Consider the following 17,280-nt stretch of genomic DNA (forward strand, 5'->3'; position numbering starts at 1 on the left):
ATCCAATTGGTAATTGTTCACAAAAAATTCAAATTATGCTTTTAAAATAATGAATCAAAATTAGATGGCTGTTCGTCCACAGGTTTAACGACAATCGTCTCAACCTCTTGAACCGCTCTTTGTATCATTGGTTCAAAATCAAAATAGCTTTCATAATGCTGCACTTTTTCCCTTTTGGGCTTTGTTTTTGGAGAGGACGGAACAAAAATCGTACAGCAGTCTTCAAACGGTCTGTTGGAAATTTCCAGTGTATCAATTTCCTGCGCGAGTTTGATTATATCCGTTTTATCCATCGTAATCAAAGGACGTAAAATCGGCGTATTCGTCACTTCATTAATGGCAAACATGCTTTCTAACGTCTGGCTGGCTACCTGCCCAAGGCTTTCACCGTTAACGATGGCAAGACCCTCCTGCCTTTTTCTAATTTCATCCGTAATTCGCAGCATCATTCTTCTTGTCGTGGTCATCGAATAGTTTTCCGGAATTTGTTCACGGATCGTCTGTTGAATATCGGTAAAAGGCACAATATGCAATTTGATCGAACCGTAAATCTCAGCCAGCTTTTTAGATAAATCGATTACCTTCTCCTTTGACCGTTCGCTTGTGAATGGCGGACTAAAAAAATGCACGGCTTCAATTTCTAATCCCCGCTTCATGGCTAAATAGCCTGCCACAGGGCTGTCAATACCGCCGGATAGCATGAGCATCGCTTTACCGCTTGAACCGACAGGAAGCCCCCCGGCACCTTGTATCGTTTCGCAGGAAAGATAGATGGCTTCTTTTCTAACCTCAATCCGTAAATTAATATCAGGAGTTCTCACATCCACTTTGAGACCTGGAATATTTTCCAGTAAATGACCGCCAATTGTGTGATTGATTCCTTCCGTATTCAATTCAAATGTTTTATCAGATCGTTTTGGCGTAATTTTGAAGGTTTGACCTTCCTTGAAAAGAGAGTTAACCAATTCAAACGAGGCCTGTTTTAACGCCTCCACATTTCTATCCACCTTTATAGCCGGACTGAAGGATTGAATCCCAAATATATTCTTTAGCTTTTCAATGATATCTATTCCATCTTCACCATTTAATAACACATACATCCGGTCCCGACTTGATTCCACTTTAATATTTGGGAATGGAGCCAGGGCAAGTCTAACACTCTTTCTTAGCTTATCGATAAATTTATTGCGATTTCGGCCCTTTGTTGAGATTTCACCATAGCGTATTAGTATACGATCATATTTCATTTAATCCATAACCTTTCGTAATTGGTTTGCCGTTTTCTTTATTTTTATAATTGCTGTTTTTGCTTCTTCTTCGGTATTTTCAAATGACAGGCTTATCCGAATGGCACTTTCGGCTAAACTTTCAGGAACGCCCATGGCAAGCAGCGTTTTACTTGGAGATTTCTTTTTGGAAGAACAAGCACTAGTCGTCGAAACAAAGACCCCCTCTTGCTCCAAGGCATGGATCACCACTTCCGACTTCATTCCAGAAAGGGAAAAGTTAACGATATGCGGTGCTGAATGTTCGATAGGTGTATGGATCTTGATACCCTCTATTTCATTCAACCCCGTTCTTAGCATGCTCTGGATTTTCTTCATTCTTGCTATACCAGTTTCACTTTTCACCACTGTCATTCGCAAAGCTTTGGCCATTGCAACAGCCCCGGCTACATTTTCAGTACCGCTGCGCATCTTCCGTTCTTGATTACCGCCTGAAAATAGCGGTGCAAGTCTTGCCCCTTCACGAATAAACAGGGCACCTGTCCCTTTTAACCCGTGGAACTTATGGGCAGAAAGCGAGCAAAGGTCCACATTGCTTTTTTGTAATGACAGGGGCACTTTTCCAATGCCCTGAACTGTATCAGTATGAAATAATATCTTTGGATACTTTTTTACCATTTCGCCAATTTCTTTAATCGGCTGCACGGTACCCACTTCATTGTTTACCTGCATGACTGAAATGAAAATAGTATCTTTTCGGATCGCTTTTTCGACATCCTCCACACGTACTCTCCCGTTTTCGTCAACAGGCAGATAGGTGATGTCGAAGCCTTCCTGCTCAAGCTGCTCCATTGCAGCTCTGACAGAGGCGTGCTCCACACTTGTGGTAATCAAGTGGCGACCTTTATTTTGATTCAATAATGCTGCACCTTTTATCGCGATATTGTTGCTTTCTGTACCGCCAGAGGTAAAATAAATCTCAGTCGGTTTCACCATTAAAAGTTTTGCTACCTGTTCCCTCGCCTGTGATAAGAGCTTCTCAGCCTGTCCCCCCATACTATGCAATGAGGAAGGATTGCCAAAATATTCGCTCGAAACCGTTACATAAGAATCTAACACTTCTTTATATGGTTTAGTCGTTGCACTATTATCAAAATAAATCATTCTAATCTCCTCCGTACAAAGATAAATACTATCATAAGTATAATTAATTTAAAAAGAAAAACCGATTCGACCAAAAACGGTTGAATCGGTTTTCTCACTTATTCAGTTTCAATTGCCGCTTTTATTTTTTTCAAAGCTTCCGGGTCGATACCTTCAAGTGATGCCGCAACCTGCTCTAATGCCTCTTGATACTCATATTGTCTGAATGCCATTTCTGCATCCATTAATCCCTTGGCAACTGATGGATAATGACTTCGATATCGATTGCCGTACTGGATGGCTCTTTCTGCCAGCGTCACATTCTCGATCAATTCATATGTGGTATTAATGAGTTTTTCAACTGTTAAAACGGAAATTTCCAGGTACTGATTAAGGGCGGAAATATTTAGTGGCTTTTCTTCCAGCTGGAAACGAACATTTTGAATGCTCTCGTTTGTATCTTGGAATAAATAATGATAGTCTGCCGGCACACCTGGGACATTATTTTTCGTCACTAGACGTACAGTCTCGCCAACCTTTTTCGTCAGCTCCATGATCGTTTCTCTTGCTTCTAGTTCATCTTTTCTGAGTGCTTGGAGTTTAAGAGCAAATGCTTGCTGCCCTTCACGGATGATATCCAGTTGATCTTTTATATCACTTAATTCTTCACTAAGCACCGTTTGTGCTGTTCCGTTCAACTTTAATTTTTCAACAAAAATCTCATAGTGCTTATAAACTGTTGAAAGTTCTGTTTCAAGACTCCTTTGTGTTTCAAAGTCACTATCCGATAATTGATAGCTTTGCTGGACCTGCAGTACCTCATTGGACAGATTTTTATTATCTTTTTGAGCAGAAGCCAGGAGTTCATATGCTGCTTTTTCATTCTTTTGCACATAATGCTTAGCATGAACTTCTTTCTCCAAATGATCAAAGAGAATATCGATTCGATCCTTAACTTCTATAATGCCTTCTTCAGCTTTGTCAATCTCCGTTGCTTCAATTAAAGCAAGGTTTTCAGACAGCTTTTCTTCCAGGCGTTTAATTTCCTTTTCGACATTTATATGATCTAAATAATATTCCTGCTCAGCCATTTCCCTATGTCCTTCTAAACAATCGGAAAGCTGGTTTGGAAGTAGTGATTGACATTCAATGATAAACTGGGGAATCAAATCCATTTGGTTTTTAATGGTTTCAAGCTGACTTTGAATCAGTAAAACAACTTCACGAGCTTCAAGATAATTTCCGAGGTCCGTTTTTTCATCAAATTCCTGAAATTTTTGCGCCGCATCATTAAGCTTTACTTCTAAATATTTTTCTGCATTCCCAAAGCTATGGCGGTGGGCAAGGAGCATTTTTTTCGCTTCTCTGTATAGGTCTTTTAACTCCTCAATTTCTACCCTGTTTTTTTCTTCACTGCCGACAAGTTCATGTAACTCTTCCAATATTTTTTTGATCTGTTTCTCGGTTTCTTGCAATTTCGTATCAATCGCTTGTTGAACCTCTTTGGCTTTTTTAAATCGATACCGATCTATGTATTCCTCCGCATCAAACAGCATTTCTTCTAAATTAGGAAGCTTTACTGTTACCACATCATCCCATTGATTCCGCCAACCTTCGAAAAGCTCTTCCGTTTGGCCTGTCATATTTAACTGCTTTACCTTTGACATTTCATCCAGTATTGGTCGATCCAATAAATCGATTTTCCACGCCTCTAATCGATCCATTTCTTTAAAATGTTTTTTCTTTATTAAATATCCCAATACAAATAAGGCTAGTAAAAGGATGAACAATCCAATGAAATATTTCACAAGTAAGCCCCCTATTTCAAACAACATTGATTCTATTCATTCCGCACGCAATCTATATTAATAAAACTCTTCCTGTTCCATTCAATGCTTTTATGATACCATGTAACCGACAATTTTTGACTATTATTTTCAATTTTTTTGTAAAATAAAAAAAAAAATAGCGATTCTCGCTATTTTAGTGCTGCCCCCTTTTTTACCGGCAAGTCCGAACATAAAGTTTTATCGATCCATAAATTAATATCTTTTAAATATTTTTGCTCAAAAAACGGCTCATTTGGAAAGATATACAAGACCTCTCTCATATATTGGGTATTCATATACGGCATCATCAATAAGCTTTTAAGTTGTATGATTAAATATGGAATTGAATGTGGACGAAATTCATTCCATTCAAAGCCTCTTTCAAAAATATTTTGGAAATAGTATTTTTCTTTAAGTGAATACGTTGACATGATTTCCCGCACTATTTGCGAATCCATCGACATTTCCCGATAGATAAAACTGGTAAGGTGAATATTTTCACTTTGATAATGGAGTAAATCAGCTACGATCCGCTTTAAGCACTCCTTTGCCCCTCGATCAATGGATGCAAATGCTTCCTCAATCTTACTCATGTACTGTTCAAAAAAATGCATAAAGCAATATTCTAAGAGTCCTGGTTTATTATGAAAATGGTAGGCAATGGCTGCTGTATTTACTTTTGCTAAACTGGCAATATCCCTAATAGACGTTCCCGAATACCCATTTGAATTAAACAACGAAATAGCTGCCTTCACAATTGCATCTTTTGCATTTGGCTTCATTCATTTTCCCCCTTCAGGATCCCCTTATATAATGATTCTGTATGTCACAATTGATTCCTTTATTAAAATATCGACAAAGTCTGCTCTTTTTCTTCTAATTTTGATAAAATAAATAATAAAAGTATATAGAAAGAGGGGAAATGACTTGTTTAACGTCGAAATGTACACCGGGAGTCGTGAAGAAAATTATGAGCTCGTTAAAAAGCAGCTGTCTGCACTCCTTCACGATGAGCCAAACCAAATAGCTAATCTTAGTAATGCCACCGCGATATTAAACCAATTTCTAGACCGTGTAAACTGGGTTGGGTTTTATTTGCTGGATACTAATGGAGAACTCGTGCTCGGACCATTCCAGGGGTTACCTGCCTGTGTCCGGATTCCTCTTGGAAAAGGAGTATGCGGTACTGCTGCCTTGAAAAAGGAGACCGAACGCGTCCAAGACGTAAATCAATTTCCAGGTCATATCGCTTGTGATGCTGCCTCCCAATCTGAAATTGTTATACCACTCATCAAAGGGGAGCAATTAATTGGTGTATTAGACATTGATTCTCCGGAAACAAATCGCTTTGATGAATTAGACCAGCAAAAACTGGAAGAATTTGTTGACATTTTAATGAAACATATCTGAAGAAAACTCGCTCAAATGAGCGAGTTTTCTTTAGACATTTTGAAATGCCTGCTCTAAATCTTCCGTAATTTATAGATTATGATATTTGAGGTTATATCGTTAAGGCACCCAGTTATATGAGTGCCTAACTTGCCCTTATATTATCACCTTGGATGACAACTTTGTTCTTTCCAGTCTCTTTAGCTATATATAAGGCTTCATCGGCCCTTTTAAATACATATTGATAGGAATCATGCTTCTCTTTATTCCAATAGGAAACACCACATGACACCGTAATATGTGGCTCAGAGCATTCTGATACCTTTTTTACTAACCGTTTGGCTATGGCGACTCCTGTATCTAATGGAACCTTTGGGAGATAAATAGCCAGTTCTTCACCACCCCAGCGGGCGCCAACATCATTTTCGCGAATATTTCCTCTTATTAGATTTGCTACCTGGATCAGCACTTCATCCCCAATTTGATGTCCATGCGTATCATTAATTTCTTTAAAATTATCAATATCAATTAGAATAAAGGTTCCTTCCTCATCCTTCTTCATGGAACGCTGAATTTTATCATCCAAAAACTTTCGTGAATGGAGCTTTGTCAGATGGTCAGTGGTAACCAATATTTTTAATTCTTCTCTCAATATGGAGTTGGTTAATGCTAACGATGAATGATGGACTAGTGACTGTAGAAGCTTGAATGAATCAAAAGAGAAGAAATAAGGACTACGATGCATAATGATACAAAAACCTTTTAATTTTTTGCTGACTACCACAGGTACCGCCATAATGGAATGAAAGCTTGTTCCATAATTTTTTTCAGATAGGTTTAGATCCCCTATAAATAGCGGTTCATTTCCCTTTTGTAATTTTCCTTTTATGTAGTCAATATAGACGCGAGCCTGCCTTGTGAAAAAGTAGGAAGTAGACCCAGGGAGTGCCTTCGCTTTTGCTTGATCTTGTGAAAATAGAAAAAAACCAACTTCTTCCGCCTCAAAAGAAGTCTTAATTTTTGTTGACATGAATGTAAATGTTTCAGCCATCGGCCGGTTCGAATTTAGTTGGTGAGAGGTTTCGTTGATTAATTGCAGATCAGAAATAGTCCTTTGTGATTGTTGATGAAGCTGGGCATTTTCTAATGCTCCGCCCGCACACTCTGAGAACAAAGCAATAAATTCTACCTCCATAGCGGGAAATTCTGAAGTTTCCGGTGCGATCACCTGTAATACTCCATACACCCCCTGCTTCCCTTTTAAAGGGGCATAGAGAATAGCATGTTTTTCAAAATGAGAACTTTCAAATTGAACATTACCTGATGCAAATGCCTTTATAGCCACAATATTTTCACTATCGTATTCAAGTTCAATAATTGGAAGGTCGCTATGACTATATGTATCCATCGAAAGAAGTAAGAAATAGGAAAAGTTTGGATATACTTCTTGAAGCGTAACAAATAATTCCCCTAATATGACATCCACATCGAGGGACGAATGAAGTTTCTTCGCTATTTGAAATAATTCTTTATATTTTACAACATCCAATATTATATCTCCTTTAAGAGAATGCATGAATATTTCACCTGTTTAATTCCAGATATATACATCGTACCCTAATTATAGTTAATATTAGGATACTTTTGGAATATATTTTTGAATATTTTATTAATTTTTTTCAAAAGGTTTTTATGATGAATTTTAGATTTTCTAAAATACCTTGACTTAATATGAATAAAAATTATATAATACTCTTTGTGTAAAATATTGCAGCCTATGTGAACACTTTAATCGTCTCATTTTGTTCCTCATAAAAGCATAGTGCTTTTATTTGATGGTGTATCTTGTAACCCTAAGCTGCTAGGGCGAAGGTGCATGAAAACAAAATGGCTTTATTGATGTTTCATAACGGTTTTTATTTTACCAAAATAAAAACACTAAGGAGGAGTCATTCATGGCTCGTTATACTGGCTCTAGCTGGAAAATTTCACGTCGTCTTGGAATCTCTCTAAGCGGCACAGGTAAAGAATTAGAAAAGCGTCCTTACGCTCCTGGACAACATGGTCCAAACCAACGTAAAAAGCTTTCTGAATACGGATTGCAATTACAAGAGAAGCAAAAGCTTCGTCATATGTATGGAGTAACTGAGCGTCAATTCCGTAACCTTTTCGTTAAGGCTGGCAAAATGAGCGGCGTTCACGGCGAAAACTTCATGATTCTACTTGAATCACGCCTTGACAACTTAGTTTACCGTTTAGGTCTTGCTCGCACTCGTCGTGGAGCACGCCAATTAGTTAACCACGGACACATTTTAGTTGATGGTTCTCGCGTAGATATCCCATCATACCGCGTTGCTCCTGGTCAAACGATCAGCGTTCGTGAAAAATCACGCAACCTTGATGTAATTAAAGAAGCAATCGAAGTAACAAACTTCATTCCTGATTATGTAACTTTCGATGCTGACAAATTAGAAGGTACTTTCACTCGCTTACCAGAGCGTTCTGAACTTGCTGCTGAAATTAACGAAACATTCATCGTTGAGTTCTACTCACGTTAATTTTTCAAAAAATCTCGTACCAATTGGTACGAGATTTTTTTTATTTGTGTCCTTCAAAAATCAAAAAAAGGGCTTTGGATTCCCAAAGCCCCAACTCAATTAATATTTTATTAACGTATACTTCTTTTTCCCTCTTCTAATTATCGTAAATTGACCTTCAATACGATCATTTTCATTTAAAGAATAGTTCGTATCTGTTATTTTTTCGCCGTTTACGGTTACGGCTCCATTTGTAATGTCCTCACGCGCTTGACGTTTTGAAGGAGAAATTTTTGCCGCAACAAGTAAATCAACTAGATTCCCCTCCACATCTTGAGCATCAAAGGAAGGTACATCTTTAAAGCCCTGTTTAATTTCAGCAGCTGACAGATTTTTCACATCTCCGCTAAATAAAGCTTGGGAAATCTTAATCGCTTGCTGTAGGGATTCTTCCCCATGGATGAGACGCGTCATCTCTTCTGCTAATGCCTTTTGGGCTTTGCGAAGGTGCGGCTCTTCTTCCACAGACCTCGCTAATTGGTCAATTTCCTCGTGTGATAGGAAAGTGAAAAACTTTACGTATTTGATAACATCGGCATCAGCGGTGTTAATCCAGAATTGGTAGAACTCATAAGGGGATGTTTTCTCAGCATCAAGCCACACAGCCCCGCCTTCTGTTTTTCCAAATTTGGTACCATCCGCCTTTGTCACAAGTGGAATCGTTAATGCAAATGCCTTTGAACCTTCCGGCTGCATTTTTCGAATTAATTCTAAACCAGACGTAATGTTCCCCCACTGATCACTGCCGCCAATTTGCAATTTACAATTATGGTGTTCATATAAATGGTTGAAATCCATTGCCTGTAAAATGGTGTACGTGAACTCGGTAAAAGAGATTCCAGTTTCAAGCCTTGATGCAATGGTATCTTTTGCAAGCATGTAATTAACCCCGATATGCTTGCCGATATCACGTAAAAAAGAAACAATATCCATCGAGCCGGCCCAATCATAGTTATTCACCATTGTAGCGCCATTTTCACCTTCAAATTCAAAAATAGCCGCTAGCTGTTTTTGGATTCCTGCCACATTTTCTTGCACCTTCTCTAAAGTTTGAAGGTTTCGTTCTTCGCTTTTTCCACTAGGATCACCAATTAAGCCTGTTGCACCGCCAACTAAGACGATCGGCCGGTGACCATGCTGCTGAAATCTTCTCAGCGTTAAAAACGGAACCAAGTGGCCGATATGCAAGCTATCTGCCGTTGGATCGGCCCCGCAATATAATGAAATCTTCTGGTTACTTAACAGTTCTTTTAAACCTTCTTCATCTGATTGCTGGTAAATAATCCCTCTCCATGCTAAATCCTGTAATAAATCCATTCCCATTTCCCTCCATTTTTTTAAAATAAAAACGCCCCTGCAAAAATGCAGGGACGTAAAATTACGCGGTACCACCCAGCTTGAGGAAAAATCCTCCAACTCAAAAAATTAACGGTTTTGACCGTTTTCCGCTACTAACAAATGCTTTCACAGAAAAAGCTCGAGGATGTAATTCATTCTTCTATATGTACCAGCTCACACCACCGCTGGCTCTCTACAAACAGGGATAGAAGAACTACAGTTGTTTCCCTTCACAGCTTTACATTATAAATTGCTATAGCTTTTTTTACCATATTTCCATACGCATGTCAAACATCATCTGGAAATTTCAGAAAAATGTAGAATGTTGTCAGTTTTTATACCTTCTATATGCTATAATGGATGTGATTTTATAATGAGGTGATGCTCTGAATGAATGAAAAAATGCAAGTGTGGATGGAAAAAGTAAAGTCCATACTTAATTTGTTTACCCATAAAAAAACGATAAAAAGTGCCCGAATTACCTATCAAGTCGTTTGGAACCTATTTCTCCTTGTGCTGACAGTCGTCATCCTCGGAGGCTCATTTGCAACAGGTGTTGGTGCCGGTTATTTTGCCTCACTTGTGAAAGATGAACCTGTCCGCTCATACGAAAGTTTGAAAAAGGATATTTATAATTACACGGAAACTTCAGATTTATATTTTGCGAATGATGTCTATCTTGGCAGACTTAGATCAGACCTCGTGCGGGATGAAGTAAAGCTTGATCAAGTATCAAAAGATTTGACAAATGCTGTTATTGCAACGGAAGACGAATATTTTTATAAGCATAACGGGGTCGTACCAAAGGCCGTTTTCCGGGCAGTCTTTCAAGAAGTTACAAACTCCGCAGTTCAATCAGGCGGAAGTACGCTAACCCAGCAATTAATCAAAAATCAAATTTTAACAAATGAAGTATCCTTTCAACGAAAAGCCAATGAAATTTTACTTGCCCTCCGATTAGAGAAATTTTTCGACAAGAAGGAAATTCTTGAAGCATATTTGAATGTATCCACATTCGGAAGAAATTCCTCCGGACAGAATATTGCCGGTGTACAAGCAGCCGCAAAAGGAATTTTCGGTAAAAATGCCAGTGAATTGTCACTGCCACAGGCAGCTTTTATTGCCGGTCTGCCGCAAAGTCCGTTTGGCTATACACCTTTTACAAGGGAAGGTACTGTGAAGAATAACCTTGAACCAGGTCTAACAAGAATGAAAACAGTTTTAAAAAGAATGTTTGATGGCGGCTACATAAACCAACAGCAATATGCGGAGGCCTCGACCTACGACATTACTAAGGATTTTACTCCTCCAGTTGCTAATCCGCTTGAAAACTACCCATGGCTGACGTTTGAAATTGAAAAACGGGCAATTGATGTTCTTACGACTGTTCTTGCCAAAAAAGACGGCTATACCGAGAAAGACTTAAATGAAGATGACAATCTATATTATAAATATAAAATATTAGCAGATCATGATTTGCATCAGGATGGCTATCAGATTCATACGACAATCGATAAAGATATTTACGATGCGATGCAAGTAGTAAAGGATAATTATAAATATTACGGACCGGATAAGGCTCAGGAAAAAAAGGATCCAGAAACTGGTGATATGATTACAGTAATGGAGCCCGTCGAAGTTGGTGCAGAACTAATTGAAAATAAGACGGGGAAAATTATCAGCTTCGTTGCCGGAAGAGATTTCAACAAACAAAAGCTTAACCACGCGACTAGTGCCTACAGGCCAAACGCTTCCACAATGAAGCCGCTTCTTGTTTACGGTCCAGCAATTGAATTAGGTAAGGCTTCACCAGGCACACCGCTTCCGAATGTTGCCTTGAACTTTATTCCTGGAAGAAGCAAACCATGGCCACAAAACTATGACTATCGCTATAGTGGTATAGTGTCAGCAAGATATGCTCTTGCAAAATCTTATAACGTTCCAGCAGTAAAATTATATAAAGATATTGTTGATCAACGACCTGCTAAGTATCTAGAAAAAATGGGTATTACTTCACTTTTACCACCTGACTTTACAAACCTTTCAACTGCAATAGGATCATTGGAGAAGGGTGTTACAATTGAAGAAAATACGAATGCATTTAGTACCTTTGCAAACAATGGTAAATTTATTGATGCTTATATGATTGATAAAATTGTTGATAAAAGCGGTAAAATAATTTATCAGCACGAAGTAAAACCTGTTGATGTTTTCAAACCGCAATCAGCCTATTTAACACTTGATATGATGCGAGATGTTATAAAATCGGGTACCGCAGCTGGAATAAATAGTAAATTAAATTTTAAAGCGGATTGGGCGGGGAAAACCGGAACAGGTAATGAATATACGGATGCTTGGTTAGTTGCAACAAACCCTAATGTTACCTTTGGCGTTTGGACAGGTTACGATACTCCTAAATCACTGCAAACTCAGGGGATGTCATACAGCCAGCGTAACAATACCCTTTGGACTGAACTAATAAATTCAGCCTACTCCATTAAGCCTGATTTAATCGCTCCAAAAGAATCCTTTGAAATGCCAGAAGGAATTGTGAAACGTTCCTATTGCGCTGTTTCCGGTATGCTGCCATCTTCAGCATGCTCCAAAGCAGGATTAATTGAAAGTGATTACTTTAATGTGAATGATGTGCCAACAAAAGTGGATGATAGTTTGGTGGAAGGTAAATTTGTCACCATAGGAGATAAAAAATATTTAGCCTTGGATTCCACACCACAGGAGTTTGCTCAGTTTGGTTTGGTATTAAACCCAGACTTTATTGAGAGAATGGTTGGAAAGAGTTTCAAAAATTATAGTCAGCTGATTCCGCAGAAGGATCGTTGGGGAAAAATCCTTGTCCCTACTGCAAAAATGGTTGATAACGGTAAAAAACCTGATGGTGTCGGCCTATCAGTTTCAGGTACTACCTTAACTTGGAACGCCTCTCCAGATAATGATGTCGTTGGGTATCGGGTTTACCAAGGCGGAACTAAAGTTGCCAGCATCAACAGTGGCTCGGATCTTTCCTTTACAGCTGGCAGCGGTGCCTATTATGTAACGGCAGTCGATATCGCCGGCAAAGAATCCGCTCCATCCAATGTTGTCGAGGCTGGAGCAGTATCAGAAACATCAGAAACAACAGCACCATAAGAAAAGCGAAAGCGCCTTTTAAACATAAAACCGCACCAGGGGGATGTCACTGGTGCGGTTTCTTTTATCTTTAATTTTAATCTTCCATTGTTGACAAGTCACCTGTTGGTAAATTAAGTTCCCAGGCCTTCAAGACACGTCGCATAATTTTACCGCTTCTTGTTTTTGGTAATTTTTCGCGGAAATCAATTTCACGTGGAGCTGCATGGGCGGCAAGACCTTTTTTGACAAACTGCCTGATTTCTTCTTTTAGTTCATCAGTGGCCTCGTAGCCATCGCGAAGTGCGACAAAGGCCTTAATAATTTCCCCGCGAACAGGGTCTGGTTTTCCAATAACACCTGCTTCCGCTACTGCTGGATGCTCGACAAGCTTACTTTCTACTTCGAACGGTCCAACACGCTCTCCTGATGTCATTATGACATCATCAACCCTGCCTTGGAACCAGAAATAACCCTCTTCATCCATGTAGGCTGAATCTCCTGATACGTACCAGTCACCAGGCATAAAGTAGGATTCATATTTCTCAGGATTGTTCCAAATCATGTGCATCATTGAAGGCCAGCCTTTTTTAATTGCAAGGTTCCCCATTCGATAAGGCGGCAGTTCATTCCCTTGATTATCTACAATTGCTGCCTCTACACCTGGAATTGGTTTACCCATTGACCCAGGTTTAATTGTCATGCATGGATAGTTACTAATAAGCTGTGCACCTGTTTCTGTCATCCACCAGTTATCATGAATTCGCTTATTAAATACCTTAGCTCCCCATTTTACGACTTCAGGGTTTAACGGCTCCCCAACACTTAATACATGGCGAAGACTGCTTAGGTCGAATTTCTTTACAAGTTCGTCCCCTGCACCCATTAACATACGGAATGCGGTAGGTGCACTATACCAAACCGTAACGCCGAAGTCTTCAATCATTTGATACCAAGATTCAGGGCTAAAGCGGCCGCCAATAACGACGTTTGACGTTCCCGTTAACCAAGGTCCAAAGATTCCATAGGATGTTCCTGTAACCCAGCCTGGGTCGGCTGTACACCAGTATACATCATCTTCTTTTAAATCCAATACCCATTTTGCTGTTTGATAATGCTGAATCATGGCATTATGTACATGCAGTACCCCTTTAGGCTTTCCTGTAGAGCCGGAGGTATAATGCAGGATTAGACCATCTGTCCGATCTACCCATTCAATTTTTAGGTCTTTGCTGGCCGATTCAAATTTCCCTAAAAAGTCAATATACTGTCCTTGGTCTTCGATATTGTTTCCTACTAGAAAAATATGCTTTAATGCAGGCAAATCTTGAATGGGTACACGGTCCAACAATTCAGGGGTTGTGACTAAGACCCTGGCTTCGCTGTCTTGCAAGCGGTCTTTTACAGCCCCTTCCATGAATGCCTCAAATAATGGTCCGACTATGGCACCAAGCTTAATCGCACCTAAAACAGTAAAGTAAAGCTCAGGAGATCTCGGCATGAAAATAAATACACGATCGCCCTTTTCAACATCTCCGTAACTCTTTAATACATTCCCTGCCTTATTAGATAACTCTTTCATATCCTTAAACGTGTATTTCTCATTTCTTGAACCATCACGATAGTATAAGGCAATCTTATTTTTTCGAAAGGTTTTCACATGACGGTCAATGGCCTCATAGGCCAAATTAACAAGTCCTGTTTCACTCCAAGAGAATTCATTTTCTGTTTCCTTCCAGTCAAATTGCTTATACATTTCATCATAATTGCTTAGATTATGCTCCCCTTGCACAACTGGCAGCGCTTCCACTTTCATTTCCAATTCCCCCTCTTGGCTAATATGAGATTATTATAGTACAAATAGTAACTATTCACAATTTTAAAAATTTATATAAGAATATTTTAGTAGAACATTAACGTAATAAGCAATAAATTTTTAAAGAAAATGGAAAATTTCGTGAAATCGCTTTCTCACGATAGATTTTATGTATAATAGAATTAATATACTAACGATCTCTCAGGTAGGTGACCGTATGGAACACAAAAAGACATACAATGCTAAACAATTAAAGACTCCCCATGGAAACTTAATAATTGAAGGACCTATTTCATCAGATAAACTTGCCGGTTATGAATTTCATGCCGACCTTGTTGCATTCCGTCCGCCTGAACAACAGCATCAGGCATTAATAGGCATTGCAGATCTTCCGGAAGGGCGAATTATTATTGCGAGACATCGGCACACAATCGTTGGCTATGTTACCTATCTTTATCCCGATCCACTTGAGCGATGGTCAGAAGGTAAAATGGATAATTTAATCGAATTGGGTGCCATTGAAGTGATTCCGCAATTTCGAGGCTGTTCTGTTGGTAAAAACCTGCTGGTTGTTTCGATGATGGATGATGCGATGGAAGATTATATTACGATCACGACAGAATATTATTGGCATTGGGATTTAAAAGGAACCAAATTAAATGTCTGGGATTATCGAAAGGTCATGGAAAAGATGATGAATGCCGGCAGCCTTGAATGGTATGCGACAGATGACCCAGAAATTTGCTCCCACCCTGCCAACTGTCTGATGGTTCGGATGGGAAAAAGGGTTGATTTGGAGTCCATTCAAAGGTTTGATCGGTTAAGATTTATGAACCGATTTATGTATTAAATTTTCCTGAAATTTTTCGGGATAGAGGGTGATTTTCTAATGATAGTAGAGGAAATTATGAAAACAGATGTGGCAACACTTTTTCCGACAGATACAATAGCGGATGCCATGAATGTAATGGAGGCACGAAAAATCCGCCACATTCCCATCGTTAATATGGAAGGGCATTTAGTGGGCCTGGTAACTGTGGCAAAAATAAGAGAAGCAACTCCATCTATTTTTCATGTGAATGAGCATCCTGAAGACTTGAAGAAACCACTTGAGATGATTATGGAGCAAAACGTTATCACCGGTCATCCTCTCGATTTTGTTGAAGAGGTCGCAGGACTTTTCTATGAACACAAAATAAGCTGTATCCCGATCATAAATGACCGAAAATTGGTAGGAATTGTAACGGAAACGGATTTGCTCAGAACAATGGTTGAGTTAACTGGTGCGCACCAGCCTGGATCACAAATTGAAATAAAAGTCCCAAACCTTGCCGGTAAACTTAGCGACATTACTACTGTTATAAAAAATCGGAAAGCCAATATTCTAAGTGTACTCGTTTATCCTGACAAAACGGATGATCATTTTAAAATTCTTGTCATCAGGGTGCAGACAATGAACCCGACTGCACTTATTCAGGATCTTAAACAAGCCGGTCATCATGTTCTATGGCCAAACCTGCCGGGGATTTCCATATGAGAGATCGCTGCTCCTTTATTTTTTCAGAAGAACTGCTGAATTATAAATTCAGCAGCCATCATCCTTTTAATCAATTCCGGCTTAAACTAACAGTAGACCTATTAAAAAATATGAATGCGCTAGACCCTGGACAAGTAATCCCCCCAAAAATGGCATCTGACGAAGAGTTAGCCCTTATACATGATCGAAGCTACATAGAAGCAGTGAAAAAAGCGGGACATGGACAACTGCCAGAGGAAATAGCTGAGAACTATGGCTTGGGTACAGAAGATACCCCAATTTTCCCTAATATGCATGAAGCGAGTTCTTTATTGGTTGGCGGGGCATTAACGGCTGTTGACCAAGTGATGACAGGTAAGACACTCCATGCACTCCATCTTGGCGGGGGATTACATCACGGCTTTCGGGGTAAGGCATCAGGATTTTGCATTTATAATGATAGTTCGGTAGCGATTAAATATTTGCAGGAAAAGTACAATGCACGCGTGTTATATGTGGATACAGATGCCCATCACGGTGACGGTGTTCAATGGTCCTTCTATGATGATCCAAATGTGTGTACTTTGTCGATTCATGAGACCGGCAGGTATTTGTTCCCTGGTACAGGAAACATCAATGAGCGAGGTCAAGGGCGGGGCTATGGCTATTCCTTTAATATCCCTGTCGATGCCTTTACCGAAGATGAGTCATGGCTCCATGCATACACACATTCCATTAAAGAGGTCGCTGCGTTTTTTAAGCCGGATGTTATCCTGACTCAAAATGGCGCCGACTCGCATTATTTTGATCCTTTAACACACTTATCAGCAACAATGAAGATCTACCGGCAAATACCAAAGCTTGCACATGAAATTGCCCATCAATACTGTAATGGAAAATGGATTGCAGTTGGCGGCGGCGGGTATGACATCTGGAGAGTGGTGCCAAGAGCATGGGCGCTTATTTGGCTTGAAATGACAGAAAACACTAATTGTTATGGAAGCTTACCCGAATCCTGGCTTAATCAATGGCAAAAAGAATCGCCTGTTGAGTTGCCAAAAGAATGGGACGACCCTGATGATTTATATACCCCGATCCCTCGAAAAGCTGAGATAACCGAAAAGAATTTACTTACGCTTGAAAAAGCGCTATATCCCATTCGTAACCACAAAAAAAGTGAATCCATGTAAAAAAGGCTGCCGTATTGGACTTACACCCGTCAAGTAGACAGCTCTAAAAAAGACTATGCAGCCATCGTGATCCGGTATTCAACTGGAGCACGATGGTTTAGTCGTTTTTG

The 17,280-nt window shown here is 39.4% G+C and carries 13 protein-coding genes and 1 other annotated feature; of the genes, 6 read left to right on the forward strand and 7 right to left on the reverse strand.

Going from position 1 to position 17,280, the window contains the following annotated elements:
• Window positions 1–41: 41 nt before the first annotated feature.
• From thiI to refZ, 4 genes are all read right to left on the reverse strand, one after another.
• Entirely contained in the window at window positions 42–1,247 is a 1,206-nt protein-coding gene (thiI, locus tag ACIQXV_RS13820) for a tRNA uracil 4-sulfurtransferase ThiI (RefSeq protein WP_402959707.1), read from the reverse strand.
• The gene (locus tag ACIQXV_RS13825; protein WP_402959709.1) at window positions 1,248–2,390 is read right to left on the reverse strand and encodes a cysteine desulfurase family protein; all 1,143 of its coding nucleotides are present in this window, start codon (window positions 2,388–2,390) and stop codon (window positions 1,248–1,250) included. It lies immediately after the preceding gene.
• A 98-nt stretch (window positions 2,391–2,488) separates the two neighbouring features.
• Entirely contained in the window at window positions 2,489–4,177 is a 1,689-nt protein-coding gene (gene ezrA / locus ACIQXV_RS13830; RefSeq protein WP_402959711.1) for a septation ring formation regulator EzrA, read from the reverse strand.
• 170 nt (window positions 4,178–4,347) lie between these two features.
• Window positions 4,348–4,980, reverse strand: a complete 633-nt coding sequence (refZ, locus tag ACIQXV_RS13835; protein WP_402959713.1) for a forespore capture DNA-binding protein RefZ — start codon at window positions 4,978–4,980, stop codon at window positions 4,348–4,350.
• A gap of 145 nt (window positions 4,981–5,125) precedes the next feature.
• Here refZ and ACIQXV_RS13840 point away from each other — a divergent pair, with 145 nt between their 5' ends.
• Window positions 5,126–5,608 carry a GAF domain-containing protein gene (locus tag ACIQXV_RS13840; protein ID WP_402959715.1) on the forward strand — a complete coding sequence of 161 codons (483 nt, stop codon included), beginning with the start codon at window positions 5,126–5,128 and terminating at the stop codon, window positions 5,606–5,608.
• A 124-nt stretch (window positions 5,609–5,732) separates the two neighbouring features.
• Here the strand turns inward: ACIQXV_RS13840 and ACIQXV_RS13845 are convergent, their stop codons facing one another.
• A complete protein-coding gene (locus ACIQXV_RS13845) occupies window positions 5,733–7,136 on the reverse strand; it encodes a sensor domain-containing diguanylate cyclase (RefSeq protein WP_402959717.1) in 1,404 nt (467 codons plus the stop codon).
• A gap of 406 nt (window positions 7,137–7,542) precedes the next feature.
• Here ACIQXV_RS13845 and rpsD point away from each other — a divergent pair, with 406 nt between their 5' ends.
• Window positions 7,543–8,145, forward strand: a complete 603-nt coding sequence (gene rpsD, locus ACIQXV_RS13850) for a 30S ribosomal protein S4 (protein WP_402959719.1) — start codon at window positions 7,543–7,545, stop codon at window positions 8,143–8,145.
• A 99-nt stretch (window positions 8,146–8,244) separates the two neighbouring features.
• Here rpsD and tyrS read toward each other — a convergent pair whose 3' ends face one another.
• Complete coding sequence (tyrS, locus tag ACIQXV_RS13855; RefSeq protein ID WP_402959721.1) at window positions 8,245–9,501, reverse strand: tyrosine--tRNA ligase; 1,257 nt, start codon at window positions 9,499–9,501, stop codon at window positions 8,245–8,247.
• Window positions 9,502–9,547: 46 nt separating this feature from the next.
• Window positions 9,548–9,765: a binding site (T-box leader), on the reverse strand.
• A gap of 147 nt (window positions 9,766–9,912) precedes the next feature.
• Between tyrS and ACIQXV_RS13860 the strand changes: the two genes are divergently transcribed.
• Window positions 9,913–12,669 (forward strand): transglycosylase domain-containing protein, encoded by a 2,757-nt coding sequence (locus ACIQXV_RS13860; protein WP_402959723.1) that lies wholly within the window; start codon window positions 9,913–9,915, stop codon window positions 12,667–12,669.
• 76 nt (window positions 12,670–12,745) lie between these two features.
• On the opposite strand, the gene acsA is transcribed toward ACIQXV_RS13860, so the two are convergent.
• Window positions 12,746–14,464 carry an acetate--CoA ligase gene (gene acsA / locus ACIQXV_RS13865; RefSeq protein ID WP_402959725.1) on the reverse strand — a complete coding sequence of 573 codons (1,719 nt, stop codon included), beginning with the start codon at window positions 14,462–14,464 and terminating at the stop codon, window positions 12,746–12,748.
• 217 nt (window positions 14,465–14,681) lie between these two features.
• On the opposite strand from acsA, the gene ACIQXV_RS13870 reads away from it, so the two are divergent.
• The 3 genes from ACIQXV_RS13870 to ACIQXV_RS13880 are packed head-to-tail and all read left to right on the forward strand — an operon-like array spanning window position 14,682 to window position 17,170.
• Window positions 14,682–15,314 (forward strand): GNAT family N-acetyltransferase, encoded by a 633-nt coding sequence (locus ACIQXV_RS13870; RefSeq protein WP_402959727.1) that lies wholly within the window; start codon window positions 14,682–14,684, stop codon window positions 15,312–15,314.
• 39 nt (window positions 15,315–15,353) lie between these two features.
• On the forward strand, window positions 15,354–16,001 hold the full coding sequence (locus tag ACIQXV_RS13875; protein WP_402959729.1) for an acetoin utilization AcuB family protein: 648 nt from the start codon (window positions 15,354–15,356) through the stop codon (window positions 15,999–16,001).
• On the forward strand, window positions 15,998–17,170 hold the full coding sequence (locus ACIQXV_RS13880; RefSeq protein WP_402959731.1) for an acetoin utilization protein AcuC: 1,173 nt from the start codon (window positions 15,998–16,000) through the stop codon (window positions 17,168–17,170). Before ACIQXV_RS13875 ends, ACIQXV_RS13880 begins: the two co-directional genes overlap by 4 nt.
• Window positions 17,171–17,280: the final 110 nt, after the last annotated feature.

Origin of the sequence: Neobacillus sp. NPDC097160, assembly GCF_044762155.1 — a bacterium.
GTDB lineage: Bacteria > Bacillota > Bacilli > Bacillales > Cytobacillaceae > Neobacillus.